Genomic DNA, 24232 nt, shown 5'->3' with positions numbered 1-24232 from the left:
AAGCGGAAATATTAGAAATTAGTTGTGTCTCAAGACACATTTTTGGGGATTGTGGGGTGTAATAGTTTCACGCATTGCCCCAGTAAAACGTAGTATGTGGCATGAAAGTCGGTATTTACACTAGTCAGATACATTTTTGATGGGTTGTGAATGCCGAACTTGGGGATTATCCCAGGGCTGGGGTATAGCGTGTGCCGTCGAACACGACTTGCAAGTTTTGCCAAGCGAAGCGAGCAATGTTTGAGCTGGAGCGTTCTGGCGACACAAAGCTAACTCCTCCTTTGGAAGCAAATCCTTATTCTGATTTCTCCCCCAGAAATCGTTAGAGCACTCGCATTTGTGGAAGGTTCTGTGGTTACACACTCCACGGTTTTCACACTGTACAAGGAACCCTTTATGACAAAATTTCATTATTTTTCGCACCGGGCGGGCAAGGCTGTTTTGGCTGGCTCGCTCGGTATTGCGCTAGCTTTTTCGCTGGGCGCACCTGTGTATGCTGCGACTGACCCTGATATGTATCAGGGCTCGTCGGCGCATCGCGATAAAACGCTGACAGCGTCAATGCGCAATGCAGAAGGCACTGTTTCTGCGTTCGTCCAGTTCAAGGGCCCCGGTGCCTTTGAGGCGACTCAGCCATCGGGCGTGCGCACTGGGCAGCAGGATCCGGTTAAGTCTGTGGCTGCGGTTAAAGCTGTTCAGGCAGATGTTGAGGGTAAGGCTGCTTCAGTTGCTTCGGAGACCAACGGGCGGGTTCTTTACACTGCCCATAATGCATTGCGCGGTGTGGCACTGACTGCCGACGCCGAGGCATTGCGTAATCTGGCGAAGCGCTCGGACGTCGTCAAAATTTCGCGGATCGTACCTAAAGAACGCTTTAACGCTGCTACCGATGTTGATACCGCTGCTCTTGCCAGCTGGACCAATGCGGGTAAAACTGGCAAGGGCGTTCGCATCGCTGTGGTGGATTCTGGCTTGGATTACACGCACGCTGATTTTGGTGGTCCCGGCACTCAAGAAGGTTACGAGAAAGCCAAGTCTTCTACTGATATTCCTTCCAAGGAATCAGGCCTTTATGACCCCGCTAAATTTGTAGGTGGCTACGATTTCGCTGGCGATAATTATGACGCAGGCGGCGAGTTCGGAAGCGAGATTCCTCAGCCTGACTCTAACCCCCTTGATTGTCGCGAAGGTGGTCACGGTACGCACGTGGCTGGTTCTGCTGCAGGTTTTGGTGTGGACGAAAACGGAAAAACATTCCGTGGCGATTACACCAAGCTCTCTGCTGAAGACGTCAAGAAAATGAAGATCGGCCCCGGTTCGGCACCGCAAGCAGAGCTCATCAGCATGCGCGTCTTCGGCTGCGAAGGCACCACCAACGTGACCGGCGAAGCACTAGACCGCACGCTGGATCCTAATGGCGACGGCGATTTTTCAGACCGCGCGAACATCGTGAACCTTTCGCTGGGTTCTGATTTCGGACCGATTGATGACCCTGAAAATGACATTGTCAACGCGCTGAACCGTCAGGGCATTCTCTCGGTTATCGCTGCAGGTAACGCCAACGGCTACGGCGGTGTGGGAGATACTTACTCCAACCTGGGTAACCCGGCGAATACTGTCTCGGCTCTAACCGTGGCTAACTCGATTGGCTCAAACTACTTTGTTGACCAGGCAGAGATTACCGCTCCCGAATCCATCAAGGGTAGGGTCACCGGTGATTATTCCCGCGACTTCAACTACGCGGCAGCATCAGACAAACAGCTTTCGGGTACTGTGGTGGCGGCTCCTGAAGAAAACAAGTACGCCTGTGAAGCATTCCCCACTGGCACTGATTTCGGCGGCAAATGGGTTCTGATTGACTGGTATGACGGCCCCGGATCCTTCCCCTGCGGTTCCAAAAAGCGTTTCGACAACATTGAAGCAGCGGGCGGCAAGGGCGTCGTCCTTACCTCTAACGTGATGATGGAAGACGGCGGCATTGCCGGTAATGAGACCATCCCCGGTACTCGCCTCAACGCCGAAGACTCCGCCAAGGTTCGCAAAGCGACCGAAAACGGTGGAACTTTCGACATTACCTTGAAGAACGAATGGATTGAATCAGTCTCCAAGCCCACTAACGCTTTGGATACCCTCAATTCGTCATCCGCTCGCGGTCAGCACGGCTCCAACGGCTTTGTTAAGCCCGACGTCGCTGCCCCCGGCACGAACATCATGTCCGCTGGTGTAGGCAAGGGCAACGGAGGAACCGTAATGACCGGTACCTCTATGTCTACCCCTCACGTAGCTGGCGTTGCCGCTCTGGTTTTGCAGGCGCATCAGAACTACTCACCTGCCAATATCAAGGCAGCGATTATGAATACCGCAACCCACGACGTTAAAACTGCAGATGGTGCAACCTATGCTGTGGACCGTGTGGGCACCGGCCGCATCGATGCACAGGCTGCTGTTAATACCAATGTTTTGGTGTACAACACCGATAACCCCAATGAGGTTTCTGACTCCTTCGGCGTTGTAGAAGCAAAGCCTGGCGATCCTCAGCTCGTGCTCAAGCGCAAGTTCACCGTGGATAACTTCGATTCAGCGGCGCACACCTATAATCTTTCCTACGATTCGTCGGTCATGATGCCCGGTGTGAGCATTACCGTTGACCCCACGGTTTCTGTGGGAGTCGGTAAGAAGACTGAATTTACCGTTACCGCCACCGTTGACCCTTCGGCCCTTCAAAAGACTGCAGACCCCGCCCTGGAGCTTATACAGCTGAATCAGGCGCGCCAGTTTATCGCTCAGGAATCTGGACGCATCAAGCTGACTGAGGCTAAAACCGAACTGCGAGTTCCTGTGCAGATTGCGCCTAAGCCTGTTTCCGATATGAGCGCCAAGGTTGATGCCGCTGAACTGGCAAAGAACGGTACTACCGCGCCGGTAACTCTCAGCGGAACCGAACTCAACCAGGGCGGTTATACCGGTATGCTCGGTGCTTTTGAACTGGGTGCTAAGAGTGATCGCATGAAGAGCACCTCGCTACCCATCCCTTCACTGCAGCAAATTGACTTGCAGTATGTTGGTGCAAGCTCTGACGCACCGATACTTGCTGCCGCAGGGAAAGATACTTCTGATGCCATGCTCGGCTTCGGCATCTCCACCTGGGCTAACTGGGATGTGTTGAGCTGGGCTTATGCCACCGAGGTTTCTATTGACGTCGACGCCAACCAGCGCCCCGACTTTTTCCTCACCGTAGACCGTGTGAAGGGCTTCGATATGCCTTTGGCGGTTCTGCGTGGATTCGTCAACGGTGAACCTACCGTGCTATCTATGCAACCCATCAATGGTGCGCTGGGAGATATCGATACCAACCTCATGGACTCCAACACCATGGTGCTGCCGGTGTTGCTTGCTGACTTGGGTATCACCGCTGATAACGCGGATAAGGTCAGCTACAAGGTAGACACTTACTCTTGGTACGTGGACGGCGCAACCGACTCCACCGACTGGATTAAGTACAACCCCCTCAAGCCCGCTGTCTGGTTTGACGGCGCTGAGCCTGCCACCGACGTCCTGTATAAGGATTCAGCGGCAACCAAGCTCAAGATTCACCGTGACTCCTCCAAGGACGCTGCTGCGCTGTTCCTGCATATGCACAACGGCACCGGCGACCTTGCTGGAATCAAGAAGGGCGAAGACGGCGGCAGGGCTCAGGTTGCTGAACTAGCGGCAGCTACTCCTTCGCAGCCCACCAAGCCGGTTACCAACCCGCGCTTCACCGATGTACCTGCGGACTACCCGTTCTACAACGAAATCGCCTGGTTGGCTACCAAGGGAATTACTACCGGATACCCCGATGGTACGTTCCGCCCCCAGGAGAATGTTCAGCGTGGAGCCATGGCGGCGTTCTTCTACCGCCTAGCTGGTTCACCTGCTTACACCGCGCCGGCTGTCTCTCCTTTCAAGGATGTTCCTACCACCCACCCGTTCTACAAAGAAATCGCGTGGATGAAGGAACAAGGAATCACTACCGGCTTTGCCGATGGCACGTTCCGTCCGCAAGATGACGTGAACCGTGATGCTATGGCGGCGTTCTTCTACCGCATGGCTGGCTCACCAGAGTACACCGCTCCGAGTAAGGCACGATTCTCCGACGTCCCCGTCAACAGCCAGTTCTATAAAGAAGTTTCTTGGCTGGCGTCGGTCGGTGTGACCAACGGTTGGGAGGACGGCACGTTCCGTCCGGTTTCTCCTATTCACCGCGATGCGATGGCTGCGTTCATCTATCGTTATGACAAGAATGTTCAGCACTAAGTTGAGCTAAATATTTCACTGGCAAGAAACCCGCGGCCCCGAATCATCTTCGGGGCCGCGGGTTTTTCATGCGAGAGTTCTGAACTTTGGTCAATTTTGAATCGTTTTGAAGCCCAAAACGCCTAAAAATTGACCAAACTTTTTGAACTTGTTTTAGTCTTTGAGGATTCTAATCTGCATGGGGTAGTCGTAAACCTCGCCACGATTGGCACGCACCGCGCCGATGATGTGGAAAATAAACATGAGGACGGTCGTTGCGCCCCAAATCAACAGGGAAATGGGAGCGCCTAGAGTCAGCGTGAAAATCAGGATTGCCCATCCGACGAGGTTCGCCAGCCAGAGAGTGAAATTGAAGTTGAATGCGCGTGCTGAGTTCGCTGCGGTGAACTTATGACCGGGTTTGTCTTTGAAAATGAACCAGAAGACGAGGGGTCCAAGAAAGCTCAGCGTGCTGGCGGTGACGATGTTCAGAATGAGCGATGACAGGTGGGAAAGCAATGACATCGTTTTGGCATCGGGGGCAATGGGGTTGCCGTAGGCATCAAAATCATGAGGTTGTTGGAAGCCTTGTTGAAAACCCTGCTGGTTGCCGTATTGCTGACCGTACTGCTGGTGCGGCTGCTGTTGGGGGTAGCCAGATGGCTGCTGGGGGTTTTGGTTGTTGAAGTCGTTGTTGGGGGTATCGGGATATTGAGACATTGCCGTCCTTGATTCAGCGGGTGAGTGTTTCTTCTACTGTATAGAGGACGCCGCTGCGACTTCATTAAAACTTTTGAAATTACATAAAATATCCCCCTGCCGGAGGAGGGCTATCCAAGCTCTAATACGGTGCGTAGCTGGGCAAAAAGATTGGGAACTATCGTGTAGTACGCTTTGCGACCGGATTGTTGGCGGGTGAGCAGTCCCGCTTCGGTCAGCTTTTTAAGGTGATGGCTGATAGTGGGCTGCGAAAGGTCAAGTTCGCTCACTAGATCGGTAGTGGTGATAGGTGCGCATCCTTCGCGGGCGATGAGTGAGAGGATACGGAGGCGGCCGGCGTCGCCTAGGAGCTTAAAAATTTCGGCGTAGCGCAGAGCATCGTGAGTAGAGAGCACTTCGGTGGCTAGGGAGCAACAATCTGAAGTGACAGAAACTTCGGCAAGAGGCAGATTCAAATCCATGCATCTACGATACCTTGACAGATGCCTCAAATTCGAAATACTCTTTATATATTGATAATCTTCGATATATTAAGGAAGCTTGTGCCAAACCCCCTACGTACACCCGTTGAGAACCCGCCTGCAACCCCGCCGTCTTCGCGTCTGAGTTTTTTGGACCGCTGGCTGGCTCTCTGGATTCTTCTAGCGATGGCGGCAGGATTGTTGCTGAGCAACCTTGTTCCCGGTCTGAGTAACGCGTTGGAAGCATGGAAAGTCGGCCAAGTATCTGTACCCATTGCCATCGGTTTACTCGTGATGATGTATCCGCCCCTGGCAAAAGTTCGCTATGACAAGAGCGCCCAGCTACTTGCCGATCAACGCCTCATGATTGTTTCTGTGGTACTGAATTGGATTTTGGGACCGGCGCTCATGTTCGCGCTGGCATGGATCTTTGTCCCAGATCTTCCTGAATTTCGTACCGGTTTAATCATTGTGGGCCTTGCTCGCTGTATCGCCATGGTGCTGATTTGGAACGATTTAGCCTGCGGGGACCGCGATGCCGCCGCCACCTTGGTTGCCATTAATTCTTTGTTTCAAGTAATCATGTTCGGAGTACTCGGCTGGTTTTATTTGCAAATACTTCCTAGCTGGCTGGGCTTACCCACGACGTCCGCTGAGTTCTCTTTCTGGGCAATTGTTAGTTCCGTACTGGTCTTCTTGGGCATACCCTTGCTCCTAGGCTTCCTATCCCGGGTGCTGGGTGAACACTTCAAATCGCGTACCTGGTACGAGCAAAAATACCTACCAAAAATTTCCCCACTCGCTCTTATCGGCTTGCTATACACCATTGTGTTGCTCTTTGCCCTTCAAGGAGCGCGAATAGTGGAACAACCCTCGGCAGTGGCACGCGTGGCACTACCACTTCTAGCTTATTTCGTGTTGATGTTCTTCCTGGGGCTTCTTACGAGCCGAGCACTCCATATGGGATACGCCCAATCAACCACCGTGGCGTTTACCGCCGCCGGTAATAATTTTGAACTTGCCATAGCGGTATGCATCGGTACATTTGGTGCGCATTCGGGGCAAGCATTGGCAGGTACTATTGGGCCACTTATTGAGGTTCCTGTACTGATTGCTTTGGTCTATGTTCTGCGCTGGTTGGGACCTAAACTTTTTAACAACGCACCTACTTTTGAAAGATAGAACGATGACTAATCAGCCCACCATTCTCTTTGTATGTAACAGCAATCGCGGAAAGTCCCAGATGGCTGCGGCGCTCATGGACTTGCGTTCTGCGGGGGCAATCCGCTCTACCTCCGCTGGAGTGAAAGCTGAAGAAGGCAAATCTGTGAATGCTGAAGCCGCCGCATCGCTGGCAAAAATTGGTGCCGATATGAGTAGCGGTTACTCAAAACCCATGTCGCCCGAACTACTCGCAGAAGCCGACCGCATCGTCGTCGTCGGTGGAGCAGACCTGGGTACTCTCTCGCCAGAGAACGCCGCCAAAGTAGAACGCTGGAACCCCGACGAGCCCTCCACGCGCGGTATTGAGGGCGAAGAACGCATGGATCTGCTACGCGACGATATCGACCGATTAGTCAAAGATTTACTGGCGCGCCTCTAGCTCCCAGCAAGCTCCCACGATTTTCTTCATCGGGGTTTGCCCACGCCGGAGTAGAATAAACACATGCGTGAATTACAGGTAAAAATCATTGACGAACTGGGCGTACACCCCACCATTGACCCCGCAGAAGAAGTACGCAAACGCGTGCAATTTCTCTGCGACTACCTCAAAATTACGCACACTAACGGCTTTGTTCTGGGCATCTCTGGCGGACTCGATTCCACCCTCGCTGGCCGCCTGTGCCAGCTCGCCGTCGAACAGCTTGCCGACGAAGGCATCACCGCTGAATTCATCGCCGTCCGACTGCCCTATCAGGTGCAAAAAGACGAGGACGACGCCCAAGCTGCGCTACGCTTCATCCAACCTGATCAGACGGTAACCTATAACGTTGCACCAGCCGTAGACGGTTTCGAATCGGCATTCCAAGACGCCGTAGGGCGCCCCATCGCAGACTTCAACAAGGGCAACGTGAAGGCGCGCGCTCGCATGATTGCTCAATACGCGCTGGCGGGGGAGAAGAACTTACTGGTGATTGGAACCGACCACGCCGCAGAATCGGTCACCGGATTCTTTACCAAATTTGGCGATGGCGGCGCCGACGTTTTGCCCCTCTACGGGTTGAATAAACGACAAAATCGCGAACTGCTGAAGGTTCTAGGTGCCGAGGAGCGCCTATGGAAGAAGGTACCCACTGCCGACCTACTTGACGGTAAGCCTCTGCGCACGGACGAAGACGAGCTGGGTCTTACCTACGATCAGATTGACGACTACCTCGAAGGGAAAGAAATCCCTGCCGAAGCCGCCGAAAATCTCGAAGGAAAATTTCTGCGCAGTCGGCACAAACGCACCACGCCCGTCACAATTTTTGACACTTGGTACAAGGCATAAATCGTGGAACCGCAGAGCCACTCAGCGGAGGACTTCGAGAAAACCATTCTGCCCGCCATCGCTACCATGCGTGAATTTGGGCAGGACTTTTCTCGTATGCTCATGGAGTACCAGTTTGCTATTAACGAGGTGCTCACCAAGGTGGAAATTCTGCGCCAGGAATTCACTCACCTTTACCGCTACAACCCGATTGAGCACGTTTCGTCCCGCGTAAAAACCCCTGAATCACTAGCACAAAAGCTGGTACGTAAGGGCGTGAAAATGAGTTCAGAATCGGTGGCGAACAATATCTATGACGTCGCTGGAGTGCGCATTACCTGCAGTTTCATTGGTGACTGCTACCGTGTGATGAGCGCGCTGACTTCTCAGGACGACATTGAAGTGGTTGAAGTCAAGGACTACATCAAACACCCCAAAAAGAATGGGTATAAGAGCCTGCACGTGATTGTGCGAATCCCCATTTTTCTCTCTACCGGCGCTAAGAAAATCCCGGTAGAACTGCAGATTCGTACTATCGCCATGGATTTTTGGGCGGCGTTGGAACATAAAATCTTTTATAAGTACGACCGCGAGGTTCCCGAGCATCTGACCGAAGAACTGTTCAACGCGGCAGTTGTTGCAGACCAGCTCGATCAGCGGATGGAACGGTTGCACAAGTCAGTTCACGGCGACAATGCCTTACGAGACTACACGGAGGACCCGTCGGCTAGCGCCGTTATTCTGCGGCAGCTCCTGGAACTTTCGCGCAACGACGGTAAGCATAGATAACGGTTAGGGTGAAGGCCATGGAACACCTGCGTAAACACAAATTATCATTGGGGTCTGTGGCCTGCGGAATCGTGCTGATTCTCGGTGGATTTCTGTGGATATGGCTCGACGTGACGTTTTTCGAGCCCATCGGAGTGAACTTTGGTCCGATATGGATGGTATTCGGCGGTGGGTTGCTCATCATCGGCGGTCTGCTGGGTTGGATTATCTCCATACTCGCGCAGAAAGTTTTTCGCAGGCGAAACCCCACCCGGCTCACTCAGCCAAAATTAGCTCCACCGACTATAAGACCCTCTCAAAGAAATTTACTCCCCAAGAAATCAAGATGCTGGACCAGATTTCCTCTGAACAGGACGTCGACCAGATGGTGAAAATTCTCAACGGCAAGGATCCGTTTGACCGCCCCACATTGCGCACCGCAAGCCCGCTCACGTTCGCCGCTGCCGTAGAAACGAACGGTTGCACTATGTCGCCAGATTCCTGGGGCAAGGCGAATTTCAAGCCCACCTGCGATACCCATGACATCTGCTATTCCGTCGGTAGTACCACCAATCGTTTAGACTGCGACAACGTCTTTTGGGCATCGCTTTTACGCGAATGCGAGCGGGCATATTCGGCAGGGCTGATGCGTAGCACCTGCCGCGGGGTAGCACAGACCTACTACACGGCAGTACGTACCTTCGGTGCTTCGTACTACGACGGCGCCGGCTCAAAAGCCTAAAGATTTACCTTAGGAGCCAAACGCCACCTGGACCGCGTGAACCGCCGCTTTATCAGTTTCCTGGAGCATTAGCGCATCCGTTCCAGGCAGAGGGGAAATAGTCGTATCAGCCATCTGCGCGAAGGTCGGTATGCCGATGACGTGCACGCGAGGGTCCTGCGAACCGTCCGGGTTAATAACGGCGCGAGTTACCGGGTGTACCTCCGGGGAGGCAGTTTCAATCTTGCGGCCCTCTTCATCTATCTCGCAGAACGGTCGCACCCGCTGAGAGAGCGAAGCATAGATAGGCTCCGCCACGTGGCGAATGTCGGGGTAATGCAAAAAAGCATCGGCAAGATACTTAGCGCGAATTTCCTGCTGAGTGGAGGGCGACATCGCAACAAATTCATCTCCGTCAACCCGGACCTTGGGGCGCTGGCCAATGAACTGAACAATGCCCGCATCAATCACCGCCAAAAGCTGGCGACAACGGAACAGCGGCGGCCCCGAACCGACCATCTGCCCTAATCCGTCAAAATTCTTGTAGTCGGTTTGCCGCGACTCCCAGGTGTAACGCCCCATCGAACCCAAGATTGAAGCGGGCGTACGAGCAGAGGACACCGACCACATGCCCGCTTTGAAGGCGCTATCGTGCCCTGCTGCGGCGTCCTCAATATCCTGTTCAAGATACTGGGCGATATGCTCGGTTACTTCCTCGATGCTTCCTTCCACCCCGGCTAGCGGCTGGCGCCATCGCTCAATATTGAAGCGGTTTTCGGGGTTGGGCACAACATCTGCCATGTCTTCGGCAATGGATTCGGGGGTAGCTTTTTTGATGATGTCCAGGATTTCTTCGATGGACGCGGTAATGGCTTCGGGCTGAAGCTTGGCAAGTTTGCAGTAGTAAGCCTCGTAGGCGTCCTTGATGATAGCGGGGCGAACCTCGATGCCGAAATCGATACGTTCTGCATCTTTGAGCTTCTCGATGGTTGCCATGAGCCGGTGATTTACTGGCTTCGGTGGTAGTGAACCGTAATCTGACTTGGGTAGGAAGGGATAGCCGCGCCCTGATGATACAAGAAGATGCGGTTCTTGCCCCGACGCCTCATACCGCATACCTGCACGGGTGGTGGGATCCTCCACGAAACGGCCACCGCGGTCAATCGTTACCAGCGCCATGAGGTCGTAGAAGCTCATGCCCAAACCGCGCACCAGCACGTCCTCGCCTGCGGGGAGCACCGAAAAATCCTGTTCGGCAGGGGAATTGGGGCGAACCCATACTGCTTCCGCCGCTGCGAACTCCTGCTCCTGGGGGTTGAGCGCGGGAATAGTCCAGCCACTAGCAATAATGGTTGAATCGGCACGGCAGATGGTGCCGTCGGAGAGCTCGATGATGTCGAAAGCATCGTCGGAGGACGCCGTCACCCCCACCGCTTTTGCGCGATGCTCGGTCACCACGACGTTCTCTGGAAGCTCCGCCAGCGCCACACGGTAGCACCAGTTAATGTACTCGCCGTAGAGTGCGCGTGAGGGGTTCGAATGCAGCACGGTAGCGCGCATCTCTTCTTCAAAATCAGGGAGCGGTTCTTGGGGATGCTTCTTGAACAGGGCAGTTTTTTCACGACGAGTGGGTTGTTCTTCGATTTCATTGCCTAGGGTGAGCTGAATCCACTCAAACATGGTAGGGCCTGGCCGCACCGGCGCCGTCACCGTAGAATTCGGTTCGGTAAAGAGCGTTACAGCTCCTGCCAGTGTGTTCATGCATAAGGTTCTAGTCTGGGACGTGTTCCAGATACGACCAGCGCCTAGCTGAGAATCGTCAATCAAGTGAAGGTTAAGCTGTTGCTCGGCTCTGAACTGTTCAGATACCAACGCACCGATTCGGTCGATGACCGAAACTCCGCGCGGCCCAACTCCCACAATGGCAATACTCGCCGGCATGCTCGTCTCCTTCGCTTGATGATCTCTTTCCTTCTAGGTTACCTCCAGGTTAAGGGATCAGCTGGCTAGTTAGTCGTTGGCGGCAATCATACTTTCCCAGAGAAGGCGGTGACCTTCAGGGTCGGGGTGGACTCCATCGACCAATCTCTCCGGTCTGTTTTCTAGAACCGGATAGAGGTCAATAACTGTGTGCTGGGTTTCGTCTGCCCAGGTCACGAGGAGATTGCGGTACTTTTTCACCTGGGCGGGGACCACGTTGAAGCCCATCTGTTGGCGGGCAGCGATGTGGTCGAGCCAGAGGGGAGTAAGGACGATGACACGGCGTACGTCGGCTTCCAGTAGCTTGCTGAGATTCTTGAGGTGCTCTAGGAGTTCTTTGGCAGTGACGGGTGTGCTGCCATCGACGCCTGCGAGGTCATTGATTCCCGCGCTGATGATGACGGTGTCTACTTTGCGCGTGGCGACCTCCGCCGGGGTGTATTTATGCAGACCAGCCAAGGTTTTGCCGGGTATAGCGAGGTTGTAGAAGCGGTTGTTGAGTTCGTCGCGACTAATGTGCGCGGCGGCAAGATATTGAGCCCAACCGCCTGAGGGGTCGGAGCGACCGTAGGCGATGCTGTCACCAACGACGGCGAGGCGGGTTGCGGAAGAAAAGGTTGACGGGACGGGGGCGGGTGCAGGTTTCATGCGTTCAGTATAGGTGTGAGCGAGTACCTGTAGCGGTTGCACCGCGAGGCCGTCTGATTCGGGGGCAAGCTCAATAAAGAAATGAGCGCGACTGAACTCTAGAATTTTAAACAAGAGTTGGATATTTCACATTTGAAAGACGACAGATAAATATTTCTTATCCCAAAAGCGACATATATGGATTCTTTTGCACATTGTAAGAGGTAATTCCCTTACCTAGAGTGGAAAACGGTATAACCCAATACCACCCCCGTTCGCAAATTAGGGAAAATTTCATGTCACAGATTTCACGACGTCGCCTTGTTAAAGGCGCTGCGTGGGCTACCCCCGTTGTTATCGCATCTTCAGCTATTCCTGCTTACGCAGCTTCTCAATGTAACCCCACTATCGCAGGTGGCGGATACATGAACTACGATTGGGGAGTTGTACCCACAAACCCCAAAACTACCGCCACCACTACTCAAAGCTTGAGTATCAGCGCTCAAATATCAGCTAGCCAATTGCCGGTAGGGGCTGTAATCACCGATATTCGCTTTGAGTACTGGATTCAGAGTCGTGATGATGGAATCACTAACCCCGATGGTTCATCCGGTAGTCATGGACCAGGTGTTTATGATCCTGGTAATTCACATGCTTCTACTAAAACTGCGGGAACCTGTACTACAAGCTACAGCACGATAACGGGTTGCTCTTACAAAGGTACTACTACTCCGCTTAGCAGCCTTGCTGCTCGTCCTGCTAGCTCAACGTTTACCTCAGGCACGTCAAAAGCTGCCGTTACTTCTAACTGGGTAAATCACAGTTTCGCTAAACTTAATGGATCAACTGTTACTGCAAAAGCTTGGCAGTTCCAGTTCATCGGCGATCCTAAGCTTGCCACCGCGCAGCTCACTAAAAATGCAACTACCGGCTGCCTAGATTTGCCTACTCTGAATACACCTCAGTTCTATGTTTCTTACGCTAACGTTCTGCAGTCAGCAAATACAGAACGCACCATCTATGTGGATCGAACTGCTTACATTACTTATACCGTGAATGGGATCAGCAAGACCCTGACTATGTACCAGCCCAGTAAATATCTTTGTGATTCTTCAGCATCAGGTGGCGTCAACCGCTGCTAATGATTCTTTGCGAATCTAAATAAACTAAATCAACCCAGCAACTACGCTGGGTTGTTTTAGTTTGACCACAATTCGAGGACGAGTAACTTCTGCTACCGCCCCTTGAACTCGGGCTTACGCTTCTCCGTGAACGCGGCAAATCCTTCGGCGTAATCCTCCGAAGAGCATAGCGCCCCCTGTGCCTTATTCTCCAACTCAACGGACTCCCACAAGCCTAAACGCTCGTCGCGAATCCTCTGCACGAGCTCCTTGGATGCCCTAAACGCGCCCGTTGCCCCGGACGCCACGCGGGACGCCGTCGCGCGCGTGAAGTCTAGCAACTCGTCGGCGGGCACAGACCGCGAGAAAAGCCCCGCCCGCACCGCCTCTTCACCGCTGATGAGGTCGGCAGTGTAAATCAAATCGAGCGTGCGATGCGTGCCCAGCCGCTCTACAAACAGCGAGTGACCACCCGAGTCGAGGGTTGCCCCAAGGTTCGCAAAAGGCGAGCCAATCTTTGCATTTTCGGCAACATAAACTACGTCAGTTGCAATGGCCAAGCCCAGCCCCACGCCCAAGCAAGGCCCCTGCACCGCTGCAAAAGTAGGAGCAGGGAAAGCTGCCATCTTCTTCAACAGTGGGGTAACTTTTTCTGCAAGGTAGGCGTAAGCATCATCAGTGGAAGGCGTCAGACCAGCGATATCTCGACCGGCACAGAAACCACGACCCTCTCCACGAATAATAAGTGCGCGCACTCCCGCCTGAGCCGCCTCATCGTAAGCGGCCGATAACTCAGCAAGAGCTTCTTCGTTGAGAGCATTCATCTTCTGAGGGGCGTTCAAAACGATCTCAGCTACGCCCTGATTAATAGATAGTTCAATCATGAGGTTCTCTCTAACAGACTAGGCGTCAAAATCGATCTTGACGTTTTCAGAGCACGGGCGGGTCTGGCAGGTCAGCACGTAGCCGGCGTCGACTTCTTCCTTCTCTAGTGCATAGTTTTCATCCATTTCGGTATCGCCCTCAATCACCTTGGCACGGCAGGTTCCGCACACTCCACCGGCGCAGGCAAAGGGGACATCTGAGCGTACACGCAGAGCCGCGTTGAGGAGCGTCTCATAGGCAGAGGCGGGGGACTCAACCCGGGATGAGGTGCCGTCTAGGTTGAAGGAGATAACGAAATTGTTCCCACTGGGATCAACCTCGATTGCGCGCCCTTGCTGACCAGCAGGGCGTTCAGGCTTACCGGTGGTAAAGAGTTCGAAGCGGACGTCGTCTTCAGCGACACCGCGTTCCTTGAGGGTGTCGCGGCACAGCTGAACCAGCTCGAAGGGGCCACACAGGAACCACTCATCGGTGGCTTCGGTTCGAATTACGCGATCCAAGAGCTCGTTGAGTTTTTCTTCGTCAATACGACCGCTCATGAGCGGGGAAACACGCTGTTCACGAGAGAGCACATGGTGGACGGCAAAGCGCTGCGGGTACTTGTCTTTGAGGTCGCCAATTTCTTCGGCAAACATGACGTCCATGGCCGACTTGTTGGCATAGACCAAATCGAAAGTGGAATCGGTAGACTGGCGCAAAACTGACCGTGCAATCGACATGATGGGGGTAATGCCCGAGCCGGCGGCGAAGGCCACCAGGTTAAGGTTGCCTTCAGCGACAGCGTCCTTTGCTACCTCGTCCGGGTTGTTCATGGAGGTGATGTTCTTTTTGGAAACGAAAGCACCCTGGGGGTTCATGACGTCAACTTCGTCACCCTCTTTAAGCTCTGTATTCGCCCAGGTAGAGAACAGGCCGCCGAAGTCTTTTTTGATAGCGACATGAACTTCACCGGGGATAGGTTCAGAACAGATGGAGTAAGAGCGGCGAACTTCTTGCCCATCGATAGTTGCGCGGAGGGCAACGTACTGTCCCGGCACGTAGTTGTAGTCATCCACGAGATCAGTGGGGACCTCAAAGACTACCTCTACCGAATCGGCGGTGAGTTTGCGAACCTGTTTGACCTTCAAGGTGTTGAAGGTCGCGCGACGGCGGTTTGTTGTTGCTTCAGTCATGATTAAACCTTGAATCTCGTGGGTCTGTGTCTAAAAATCTAATGAACTTTGAAGTAGTCAAAGGGTTCTTTGCAGTTTTTGCACTGGTACAGAGCTTTACAGGAGGTGGAACCGAACCGGGTCATCTCTTGAGTCTTGAGAGAGTGGCAGTGAGGGCATTTGACGGCTAACCCCACGCTTACCGGGCCGGCGGCTGCTTTGCCGGTGGGCGGGGCGATGCCGTATTCGTCCAGTTTCTGTTTGCCAATCTCGCTCATCCAGTCGGTGCTCCACGCCGGGGTGAGCACCAGATCGACGCGCGGCTCGGGGTAGCCTGCCTCTACAAACGCTGTGCGCAGGTCAGCAGTAATAGTTTCCATTGCAGGGCATCCCGAATAGGTGGGTGTAATCGTGACGACGGGGGTGCCGTTCACATTTTCTACCGTTCGAAGAACCCCTAGGTCAGCTACGGTCAATACGGGAATTTCCGGATCACAGACCGTGGAGGCGACCTGCCACATGGCAATATCAGAACCCTTGGGGGCAGGCGGAGCCTGCTCGGCGAGTTCTTCAGCGCTGAGACGCTGAAACTTCTGCTCAGGCATGTCTTTGAGCATTTCGCGCTGCATGTCATCGAACCCGAATTTCATGGGTCACCTCCTTGGCCTGTAAGGGCTGATTATGAGAAAAGGTGTTTTTACCAGGTGGCTCCGGGGAACTGCCGCGCCAGAACCTGCATTTCCGCGAGAATATGCCCGCGGGCTTCGGAGAATTCGCCGGAGCGGTCCCCTCCCCAGGCTTGATCTACCTGGGGTAGTTCGAGGGTTGCTTCGGAGATAATCTCAGCGATGCGGCGGTCGAAGTTTTCGCGCAAGCTGGAGGGTTGGACGGCGATGCCGGGTAGAGCGGCGGTGACGTCGTCGTCGTGAAAGAGGTCGTCGATGTAGGGCCACATGTAGTAGAGCCCTTCTTGGATGCGGCGGTGGGATTCTTCGGTGCCGATGCCTAAGCGCAGTAGCCACTGGGCGGCGTGGTCCTGGTGGTATTGGACTTCTTTGAGCGCTTTGGCGGCGATGGCTGCCAGGGTTTCGTCCTGCGATTCCACGAGCTTTGAGTAGAGTTCGTGCTGGTAGTAGGAGAAGATGAGTTGACGGGCGATGGTTTGCCCGAAGTCACCGTTTTCCTGTTCGACGAGGCGGCAGGAGCGGAATTCTTCTTCGTCGCGGAAGTAGGCGAGGTCGTCCTCGGTTTTGCCCCAGGCGGTTCCTGCGTAGGTGAGGAAGAATCGTGCGTGTCCGACCAAATCGAGGGCGATGTTGCCCAACGCGATATCTTCTTCTAGCTCGGGCGCACGGGAAATCCAGTGGGAGAGTCGTTGGCCGAGCATGAGGGCATCGTCGCCGAGGTAGAGGGCGTAGCGGGCTACGTCTTCGCTCGCTGTGATGCCTTGTTCGGCGATTTCTTCGGCGGTAATGGCGATGCCGGCGCTCTGCTTGGTGGCGGAGTCGTTGGATGCAAAACTCATAGGTGCTTCACCCCTTCACTCTTGGTGTAGTAGGTTGCGTGGCGAAAGCTCTTGCCCTGCGCCGATTCGAAAAACCCGCCTTTATGGTCGGGGTCAGAAGAGAGGATGGCATCGGAGGGCACTACCCACACGCTGGTTCCTTCGTTGCGGCGGGTGTAGAGGTCGCGTGCGTTGCGCAGAGCCATGGTGGCATCGGGCGCATGAAGTGATCCAGCGTGTACATGGGAGAGCCCGCGGGATGAGCGTACGAAAACTTCCCAGAGGGGCCATTCGCGGGTGTTTTGGGTGGTGTCAGACATGTTTATGCTCCAATGAGTTCTGCGTTGTGGGCTTCCATCTTGCGGGCGTATTCTGCGGCGGCTTCGCGAACCCAGGCACCTTCGGAGTGGGCGGCGCGACGGCGTTGCATACGCTGGACGTTGCAGGGGCCGTGACCGGAAATGACGGACTTGAATTCGTTCCAGTCGAGTTTGCCGTAGTCGTAGTGGCCGCGTTCTTCGTTCCACTTCAAATCAGGATCAGGCAGGGTGAGCCCGAGTGCTTCTGCCTGGGGAACCATCATGTCAACGAAACGCTGGCGCAACTCGTCGTTGGAGAACCGTTTGATGTTCCACGCCATCGACTGCTTGGAGTTGGGGGAGTCTTCATCGGGCGGACCAAACATCTGTAGCGCGGGACCGTAGAAGCGGTTGACGGCGTCTTGTGCCATCTGCTTCTGCTCGGGTGTTCCGTGGGAGAGCTCATAGAGAATTTCCCAACCCTGGCGCTGGTGGAATGATTCTTCTTTACAAATACGAACCATAGCCCGACCATAGGGACCATAGGATGCGCGGCATAGCGGAACCTGGTTGCAGATAGCTGCGCCGTCGACCAGCCAGCCGATGGCACCAATGTCTGCCCAGGTGCGTGCTGGGTAGTTGAAGATGGAGGAGTATTTTGCCTTGCCATCGAGCAACTGCTGGTTGAGGACGTCGCGGGGGGTGCCGAGGGTTTCGGCGGCGGAGTAGAGGTAGAGGCCGTGACCTGCTTCGTCTTGAACCTTTGCCATGAGGATTGCTTTGCGCTTGAGAGAAGGGGCACGAGTAATCCAGTTGGCCTCGGGTTGCATGCCGATAATTTCAGAGTGAGCGTGCTGAGACACCTGGCGGGTGAGGGTCTTGCGGTAGCCTTCGGGCATCCAGTCGCGAGGCTCCACGCGGGAGTCTTCGCTAATGAGCTGGTCAAAGTAGTTTTGGGCTGCCTGCTCGTCCTCGCCGAGCGCGGCATCTGATACTGCTTTCAGATGGTCTGCTTGAGGTGCGTTCATGAGAATTTCCTTGCGTGAAGCCGGTAGGGATGAGAAACCGATGCATGATTTACTGACCGTTCGTTCAGTATAAGATTGTACCTAAATTTCAGTCAAGATGTTGCGCAGTTCACAAAATTTGTGGCAAAGTGGCTGTGACTGCATAGTTTGACCGAACATTCGGTCAGTAAATCGTGAGGGGAATTATGACATTAGCTCACGTCATTCTTAAAAACGACCCCGCCACCGAATGGATGGGAATCAAAATTCTTCATGCGGAATACGGGTACGCAATCATCACCATGAGACTGCGTGAAGAAATGCTCAACGGCTTCGGAATAGCCCACGGTGGCATGATTTTTGCCTTTGCCGATACTGCCTTCGCGCTCGCCTGCAATAAGCCAGAAGGTGACCCTGAAACCATCACCGTGGCATCGGGTGTAGACATCAACTTTGTCTCCTCGGGGCAAGCAGGCGAAAAACTAACAGCCACCGCAGAGGTTCGTGAACAGTATGGCCGTAGCGGTCTCTACGACATCAAAGTCACTGGCGAGGACGGGCGCACTATCGCAGAATTTCGCGGTCGCTCCCGCACCATCGCCCGTCCAACTGCCCAGTAAATAAACATTTGCACTAACCAAAGGAAGAAAAATGACAGTACAGAGTAGTACTTCTTGCAGTGTAAAAAATCCCTACAGCGTGGCTCCTGTCGCCGCAGACCGCTCCCAGCCGGACCCAGAAGAGCTGATGAGCCGTGATCAAATCGAATCGCTCCAGTTCGAGCGACTGCGCTGGACCCTCCATTACGCCTATGAAAATGTACCTGCCTATAAAGAGCTCTACGATGAGGCGGGGGTACATCCTGGTGACTTCAAAGAGCTCGACGACCTGAAGGTTTTCCCTTATACCGATAAAGAATTTCTCCGTAAGGCGTACCCTTTCAAAGCGGATGCAGTACCGATGAGCGAGATACGCCGAATCCACGCCTCTTCTGGTACCACCGGTCAACCCACCGTGGTGACTTATACAGAAAACGATTTGCAGACCTGGGCAACCTTGGTGGCTCGTTGCTTCCGCTTCTCCGGCATTAAGCCCGGTGATAAGGTGCACAACGCCTACGGTTACGGTCTCTTTACCGGCGGACTGGGCGCGCACTACGGCGCTGAACGTCTCGGTTGCGCCGTCATTCCGATGTCCGGCGGGCAAACCGAAAAGCAGGTTCAGATGATTAAAGATTTTGAACCTCAGGCAATTCTCTCTACTCCCACTTACCTGCTCACCATTGCAGATGGGTTCCGCAAGCTGGGCGTGGATCCCAAAGAGACCTCGCTGCGCACCGCAATTCTGGGTGCAGAACCGTGGACGGCTGAAATGCGCCACGAAATTGAACAGACGTTTGGCACCCTCAAAGCCTGTGATATTTACGGACTGTCCGAAGTAATGGGTCCCGGTGTGGCAGGCGAATCGTTTGAATCGCAGGATGGCTCGCATATTTGGGAAGACCACTTCCGCCCCGAAATCATTGACCCCTTTGACGATTCGATTATGCCTTTAGGCCACCCCGGTGAACTTGTCTTCACGGCGCTTACCAAAGAGGCACTACCCATTATTCGCTACCGCACGCATGACCTCACCCGTCTTCTACCGGGTACCGCGCGTCCAGGGCACCGCCGCATGGGTAAAATTACCGGTCGAAGCGATGACATGATTATCTTGCGAGGCGTCAATCTCTTCCCCACCCAGGTGGAAGAACTTGCACTTCGTCACCCCGAACTCTCTCCGCACTTTGCCCTGGAGATTACCCGCCCCCATCGTATGGATGAAATGACCGTTCGCATCGAACGTCGAGAGGACGTCACTCTCGAACAGGCTGAGGATGCAGCTAAGCGTTTGCAACACGACATTAAAACTAAGATTGGCTCTTCCTGCCGTATTGAGGTACTTGACCCTGATGTTCTGCCACGTTCTATGGGCAAGATTCGCCGTATTTACGATAACCGCCCCAAGAATACCGAGAGTTAAGACATCGCGTTGAGTCTCACGTTGTGATAAACCAGCTTCTGCATGCGCAGACAGCATAAAATGAGCTGAGATGCCCCAACGACAGGGTATCTCAGCTCATTTTATTGCGAACCATTTTCTGAGGATCTCATGGCTAATCAATCACATACCGCCTCTACTAAGCGTGGCAGACCGGGCTACGAGAGAGAAGAACTTCTCAGTATCTGCGTTCGTGCTTTTAATGAATATGGGTATGAAGCCACTTCAATGGGGGTGCTGGCAGATGCCCTCGGAATTACTAAATCGGCAATCTATCATCACGTAAAGTCCAAAGAGGAAATTCTGGAATATGCCCTTAACCGGGCGCTGGTGTCCCTTGAAGAAGTCTTTGATGCCGCTGAATCCCTAGAGGATTCTAACCCTGCTGAAGCGGTGGAATTCGTGACTCGCCAGACTGTCTATGCGCTGGTAGAACAGTTTGATAATGTAACCCTCCTCTTGCGGCTCAGGGGTAACTCGCAGGTAGAAACCGAGGCGTTAGAACGACGTCGGGAGCTTACCAACAGGTTATCCGCGCTGGTCAAAACGGCGCAGGAGGCAAAAGAAATCCGTCAAGATATTTCAGACAGAACTATCGCTCGACTGATTTTCGGCATGATTAACTCACTCGCAACCTGGTATCGCCCAGAACGCGGGGAGAACGTTGAAAAGCTCGCCGATGCCGTTGTTCAAATGGCTTTTGATGGTATGGCCGATTCGACGGCTACTTCAACTACAGCTCGTTAGGTCGCTCTAGAGCTTCTTTTTGCTGCCCCCGCTGATCAAAATTCTCTGGGCGCAGCCATTTCTCGAAAGCTTGCTTTTGATGCGGCCAATCCTCGTCGGTGAGAGCGAACCAGGCGGTATCACGGGAGCGATTTTTGTAGATGAGAGCGTTGCGGAAAATTCCTTCAAACCGGAAGCCCAGGCGACGTGCAGCACGTCGGGAAGGCTCATTGAGAGCATCGCACTTCCATTCATAACGGCGATACCCCAAATCTTCCAGGGCGTATTTCATGAGGAGATACTGCGCTTCGGTGGCGGTTGCAGTGCGTTTGAGAAGCTGTGAATATATGACCCAACCTACTTCAATAGTGCCATGCTCAGGAGTCATATGCATGAGCGAGAAAGTGCCGACTGCTTTGCCTAGTTCGTGGTCAATAATCGTGAAATGCAGAGGATCTGCTGAACTTTCTTGAACGCAAAGAAAATCTATAAAGTCTTCTATGGTCTCAAAAGGGCCGGCGGCCATGTATGTCCAGATACTGTTCTCAGAACGCTGCAAAAGCGTTTCGATGAGATCAGCTCCGTGTTTTTCGGTAGAGAGCGGTTTAATAGTGCAAAAACGCCCGTTGAGCGTAACTCGTTCGGGGCGTGGGCGCGGCGTCCATCCGGAAACCTCATCGCCAATAGGCTGGTCAAACTCGTTATAGTGAACCATGGCAACTCCTGGAAAAATGCACTTTCAATGTAGCCTATCGTCACGAAATACCCCCCCGGCCAGTTTGTATCAAACTTTGCGTTCTTTACTGGGTGCCTCGTGGCATAGAGCGCGAAATCTGATACAAACTTGGGGTGAGGCAGCCGCTTACTTCTTTTCTACTAGAGTCAGAACGTCGTACGTCGCCACAATTTCGTCGTTCTGGTTATGTAGTACGGCGTCCCAAGCGACTTCACCGTATTCATCGGTTACGCGCGGGGTAATCTTCTTTGCGGTGAGGGTGACTCGAATCGAATCGTCGTAGGTTACCGGAGTGATGAATCGCAGATTCTCTAATCCATAGTTTGCAAGTACTGGCCCAGGGGCGGCATCCACAAACAGACCTGCAGCCCAAGAGACCAGCAGGTAACCGTGGGCAACCCGACGGGGGAAGAATGGGTTGGCGGCGGCGGCCTCTTCATCGGTATGGGCGTAGAACTGATCTCCTGTGGAATCTGCGAAAGCGGTGATGTCCTCTAAGGTTACTTTACGCAGGGGAGAGACGAACTGGTCACCAATCTTTAGCTCAGCCAGTGACTTCCGGAAGGGGTGGACGTCTTCGCCGGTATCTACCGATTCGCGCGTTACGGTGCGCGCATCAGCTCCTTGATGCCACACGCCGGTAATGGCGGTAAGCATATTGGGGGAACCTTGAATGGCAGTGCGTTGCATATAGTGCTTGACAGCGCGCACACCGCCAAGTTCTTCGCCGCCGCCTGCGCGTCCGGGGCCACCGTGCACTAGATGCGGAACCGGGGAGCCGTGTCCGGTGGAAGTTTTTGCGTCTTCCCTATTCAAGACCAGAACGCGACCGTGATGAGCAGCGATACCTAAAACTGCCTGCTGGGCAATTTCGCGGTCGTTAGTGCACACGGTAGCTACTAGTGAGCCTTCGCCGAGGTTCGCCAGTTCAATAGCCTCTCCAAAGTCGCTGTATTCAATGACCGAGGTTACTGGCCCGAATGCTTCAATCGAATGGACGGCCTCATTGCGGGGGTCATCAAAGGTCAAAATTGTGACGGGGTAAAAGGCGCCTTCGCTGGGAGCTTCGCTCTGGAAAGCGATAGTGCCTCCGGCAGCGGTGAGTTTTTCAACTGAGGAGGACACTTCGCCCTTTTGTTCCGAAGATGCCAAAGCACCAGTGGTGCTTCCCTCTGTCCGAGGGTCCCCTATCTTCACCTTGCTGGAGATTGTTTCTGTCAGCGCCTTGATGACGTCGTCACGGCGACCCGCCGGCACAATGACGCGGCGAATTGCAGTACATTTTTGGCCTGCCTTGGCGGTAATCTCCACAAATACAGACTTGACGAAAGCATTAAATTCAGGTGTGCCAACTTCAGCATCGGGACCAAGAATTGCTGCGTTGAGAGAGTCGGTTTCTGCGGTAAAACGTACACCTTTGGTTTGTACATTGGGATGGGCGCGCAGGGTTTGTGCGGTGCTAGCGGAGCCTGTGAACGCCACATGGTCTCGGTAATCCAGGTAATCCAGGAGGTCGCGGGCAGAGCCGGAAATGAGCTGAATGGAGCCTTCGGGTAAAACGCCTGATTCTAGCATGAGGCGTACACATGCCTCGGTCACGTAACCGGTTGCCGTTGCTGGTTTCACAATCGAAGGCATGCCCGCAATAAACGCCGGTGCAAACTTTTCCAGCATGCCCCAAACTGGAAAATTAAAGGCATTAATCTCTACTGCGACTCCGGGCAGTCGGGTGTAAATGTGCTCACCGGCAAAGCTGCCGTCCTTTGAAAGCGGCTCGGTTGCGCCGTCAATAATCACGTTCGAGTTGGGGAGCTCGCGCCGTCCTTTGGAGGAAAAGGTGAAGAGGGTGCCGATGCCACCATCAATATCGATATAGTGATCGCGCTGGGTGGAACCGCTGGCGAACGAAATATCGTAGAGTTCTTGCTTATGTTCGTTGAGGTAAATAGCCAACTCTTTGAGCTTCAAAGCGCGCTCGTGAATGGTGAGCTCACCCAGATTCTTCTGCCCGACGGTGCGCGCGTACTCGATTGCTCCCGCAGTATCGATTCCCTCGGTACTGGCGGTGAAGATGACTTCTTCGGTTGAGGTATCTTGGATTTCTGAGAGCTTCTGCGGGTTGGACGGCGTCCACCAGTTGCCTTTGATGAAGCTAGGAATGAGCGCGGGGCTAGTCATGAGTATCCTTCCGAAGATTGAACAAAACAAACTTTCCGACCGTTCGTTCAGTTATTATTCTTACTATAACGCACGTCACTTATTCCTCTGAAGGGTTTTCATGAACGAAGCACAAGAATCATCTACCCAGCGCGAACTCTGGAAAATTACACTGGGTGAGCTAGATGAAAAATTAGGCGTAAAAGTACTGGAAGAATCTGCTACACGTGTAGTGGCAACCATGCCGGTTGCAGGAAACCGCCAGTCGCTGGGGCTGCTTCATGGTGGGGCAATGCTGGCGCTGGGGGAGGCGGTAGGTTCTTGGGGCGCGGTCATCCATGCTTCTTCGATGGGGAAGCTTGCCGTGGGTGTAGATGTAAACGCCACGCATCATAAATCTTCGAAAGATGGAAGTGTGACGGCGACATCCTCGGCAATCCACCTAGGGCGTTCCCTCACTACCCACGAAGTAGTTATTACCCACAATGACGACGGCGCGCGTCTGTGCACCATGAGAATTACTAACTTCATCAAATAACTTTAGTTGCTAAGAGTGGAGATTTCTTACGATTTTCATAAACCGT

Annotated in this window: 23 protein-coding genes; 11 read left to right on the top strand and 12 right to left on the bottom strand. The window is 53.7% G+C overall.

The window, feature by feature from the left end; translation table 11 throughout:
* Nucleotides 1-396 precede the first annotated feature (396 nt).
* On the top strand, nucleotides 397-4296 hold the full coding sequence (locus IDM48_RS10350; protein ID WP_190617305.1) for a S8 family serine peptidase: 3900 nt from the start codon (nucleotides 397-399) through the stop codon (nucleotides 4294-4296).
* A 153-nt stretch (nucleotides 4297-4449) separates the two neighbouring features.
* Here IDM48_RS10350 and IDM48_RS10345 read toward each other — a convergent pair whose 3' ends face one another.
* Nucleotides 4450-4995, bottom strand: coding sequence for a DUF4870 domain-containing protein (locus tag IDM48_RS10345; RefSeq protein WP_190617304.1), 546 nt, complete (start codon nucleotides 4993-4995; stop codon nucleotides 4450-4452).
* 110 nt (nucleotides 4996-5105) lie between these two features.
* A complete protein-coding gene (locus IDM48_RS10340; RefSeq protein WP_068170904.1) occupies nucleotides 5106-5456 on the bottom strand; it encodes an ArsR/SmtB family transcription factor in 351 nt (116 codons plus the stop codon).
* 81 nt (nucleotides 5457-5537) lie between these two features.
* Between IDM48_RS10340 and arsB the strand changes: the two genes are divergently transcribed.
* From arsB to IDM48_RS10315, 5 genes are all read left to right on the top strand, one after another.
* Complete coding sequence (gene arsB, locus IDM48_RS10335) at nucleotides 5538-6638, top strand: ACR3 family arsenite efflux transporter (protein WP_068170901.1); 1101 nt, start codon at nucleotides 5538-5540, stop codon at nucleotides 6636-6638.
* 4 nt (nucleotides 6639-6642) lie between these two features.
* Nucleotides 6643-7059 (top strand): arsenate-mycothiol transferase ArsC, encoded by a 417-nt coding sequence (locus tag IDM48_RS10330; RefSeq protein ID WP_190617300.1) that lies wholly within the window; start codon nucleotides 6643-6645, stop codon nucleotides 7057-7059.
* 63 nt (nucleotides 7060-7122) lie between these two features.
* On the top strand, nucleotides 7123-7947 hold the full coding sequence (nadE, locus tag IDM48_RS10325; RefSeq protein ID WP_190617299.1) for an ammonia-dependent NAD(+) synthetase: 825 nt from the start codon (nucleotides 7123-7125) through the stop codon (nucleotides 7945-7947).
* A 3-nt stretch (nucleotides 7948-7950) separates the two neighbouring features.
* Entirely contained in the window at nucleotides 7951-8715 is a 765-nt protein-coding gene (locus IDM48_RS11750; RefSeq protein WP_068170892.1) for a GTP pyrophosphokinase, read from the top strand.
* Nucleotides 8716-8815: 100 nt separating this feature from the next.
* Entirely contained in the window at nucleotides 8816-9436 is a 621-nt protein-coding gene (locus IDM48_RS10315; RefSeq protein WP_190617293.1) for a phospholipase A2, read from the top strand.
* A 9-nt stretch (nucleotides 9437-9445) separates the two neighbouring features.
* Here the strand turns inward: IDM48_RS10315 and IDM48_RS10310 are convergent, their stop codons facing one another.
* Nucleotides 9446-11356, bottom strand: a complete 1911-nt coding sequence (locus IDM48_RS10310; protein WP_190617291.1) for an FAD/NAD(P)-binding protein — start codon at nucleotides 11354-11356, stop codon at nucleotides 9446-9448.
* A 69-nt stretch (nucleotides 11357-11425) separates the two neighbouring features.
* Nucleotides 11426-12157: an SGNH/GDSL hydrolase family protein gene (locus IDM48_RS10305; RefSeq protein WP_190617290.1), complete on the bottom strand. Its 732-nt coding sequence runs from the start codon at nucleotides 12155-12157 to the stop codon at nucleotides 11426-11428.
* Between the two features lie 161 nt (nucleotides 12158-12318).
* On the opposite strand from IDM48_RS10305, the gene IDM48_RS10300 reads away from it, so the two are divergent.
* Complete coding sequence (locus IDM48_RS10300) at nucleotides 12319-13164, top strand: hypothetical protein (RefSeq protein WP_068170879.1); 846 nt, start codon at nucleotides 12319-12321, stop codon at nucleotides 13162-13164.
* 92 nt (nucleotides 13165-13256) lie between these two features.
* Here the strand turns inward: IDM48_RS10300 and IDM48_RS10295 are convergent, their stop codons facing one another.
* The 6 genes from IDM48_RS10295 to paaA form a co-directional block, all read right to left on the bottom strand.
* Nucleotides 13257-14027: an enoyl-CoA hydratase/isomerase family protein gene (locus tag IDM48_RS10295; RefSeq protein ID WP_068170876.1), complete on the bottom strand. Its 771-nt coding sequence runs from the start codon at nucleotides 14025-14027 to the stop codon at nucleotides 13257-13259.
* A gap of 18 nt (nucleotides 14028-14045) precedes the next feature.
* Nucleotides 14046-15200 carry a 1,2-phenylacetyl-CoA epoxidase subunit PaaE gene (paaE, locus tag IDM48_RS10290; RefSeq protein ID WP_190617288.1) on the bottom strand — a complete coding sequence of 385 codons (1155 nt, stop codon included), beginning with the start codon at nucleotides 15198-15200 and terminating at the stop codon, nucleotides 14046-14048.
* 38 nt (nucleotides 15201-15238) lie between these two features.
* On the bottom strand, nucleotides 15239-15700 hold the full coding sequence (paaD, locus tag IDM48_RS10285) for a 1,2-phenylacetyl-CoA epoxidase subunit PaaD (protein ID WP_238398084.1): 462 nt from the start codon (nucleotides 15698-15700) through the stop codon (nucleotides 15239-15241).
* A 176-nt stretch (nucleotides 15701-15876) separates the two neighbouring features.
* Nucleotides 15877-16704: a 1,2-phenylacetyl-CoA epoxidase subunit PaaC gene (gene paaC / locus IDM48_RS10280; protein WP_190617286.1), complete on the bottom strand. Its 828-nt coding sequence runs from the start codon at nucleotides 16702-16704 to the stop codon at nucleotides 15877-15879.
* A complete protein-coding gene (paaB, locus tag IDM48_RS10275) occupies nucleotides 16701-17003 on the bottom strand; it encodes a 1,2-phenylacetyl-CoA epoxidase subunit PaaB (RefSeq protein ID WP_068170870.1) in 303 nt (100 codons plus the stop codon). The genes paaC and paaB overlap by 4 nt, the downstream gene beginning before the upstream one ends.
* 2 nt (nucleotides 17004-17005) lie before the next feature.
* Nucleotides 17006-18010 (bottom strand): 1,2-phenylacetyl-CoA epoxidase subunit PaaA, encoded by a 1005-nt coding sequence (gene paaA / locus IDM48_RS10270; RefSeq protein WP_190617285.1) that lies wholly within the window; start codon nucleotides 18008-18010, stop codon nucleotides 17006-17008.
* A 185-nt stretch (nucleotides 18011-18195) separates the two neighbouring features.
* Here paaA and paaI point away from each other — a divergent pair, with 185 nt between their 5' ends.
* From paaI to IDM48_RS10255, 3 genes are all read left to right on the top strand, one after another.
* Entirely contained in the window at nucleotides 18196-18609 is a 414-nt protein-coding gene (gene paaI, locus IDM48_RS10265) for a hydroxyphenylacetyl-CoA thioesterase PaaI (protein WP_190617283.1), read from the top strand.
* Nucleotides 18610-18640: 31 nt separating this feature from the next.
* A complete protein-coding gene (locus tag IDM48_RS10260) occupies nucleotides 18641-20011 on the top strand; it encodes a phenylacetate--CoA ligase family protein (protein WP_190617281.1) in 1371 nt (456 codons plus the stop codon).
* A 129-nt stretch (nucleotides 20012-20140) separates the two neighbouring features.
* Nucleotides 20141-20776, top strand: coding sequence for a TetR/AcrR family transcriptional regulator (locus IDM48_RS10255; RefSeq protein WP_190617279.1), 636 nt, complete (start codon nucleotides 20141-20143; stop codon nucleotides 20774-20776).
* Here IDM48_RS10255 and IDM48_RS10250 read toward each other — a convergent pair.
* Nucleotides 20763-21470 (bottom strand): GNAT family N-acetyltransferase, encoded by a 708-nt coding sequence (locus tag IDM48_RS10250; RefSeq protein ID WP_190617278.1) that lies wholly within the window; start codon nucleotides 21468-21470, stop codon nucleotides 20763-20765. The two genes, IDM48_RS10255 and IDM48_RS10250, sit on opposite strands and share 14 nt — an antisense overlap.
* 147 nt (nucleotides 21471-21617) lie before the next feature.
* Nucleotides 21618-23669 (bottom strand): phenylacetic acid degradation bifunctional protein PaaZ, encoded by a 2052-nt coding sequence (gene paaZ, locus IDM48_RS10245; protein ID WP_190617277.1) that lies wholly within the window; start codon nucleotides 23667-23669, stop codon nucleotides 21618-21620.
* A gap of 100 nt (nucleotides 23670-23769) precedes the next feature.
* Between paaZ and IDM48_RS10240 the strand changes: the two genes are divergently transcribed.
* Entirely contained in the window at nucleotides 23770-24186 is a 417-nt protein-coding gene (locus tag IDM48_RS10240; protein WP_190617276.1) for a PaaI family thioesterase, read from the top strand.
* Nucleotides 24187-24232: the final 46 nt, after the last annotated feature.

Source organism: Rothia amarae (genome assembly GCF_014705945.2).
Lineage (GTDB): Bacteria > Actinomycetota > Actinomycetes > Actinomycetales > Micrococcaceae > Rothia > Rothia amarae.
Note: the sequence above shows the minus strand (reverse complement) of the source record. Positions and strands in the feature narration are given on the sequence as shown.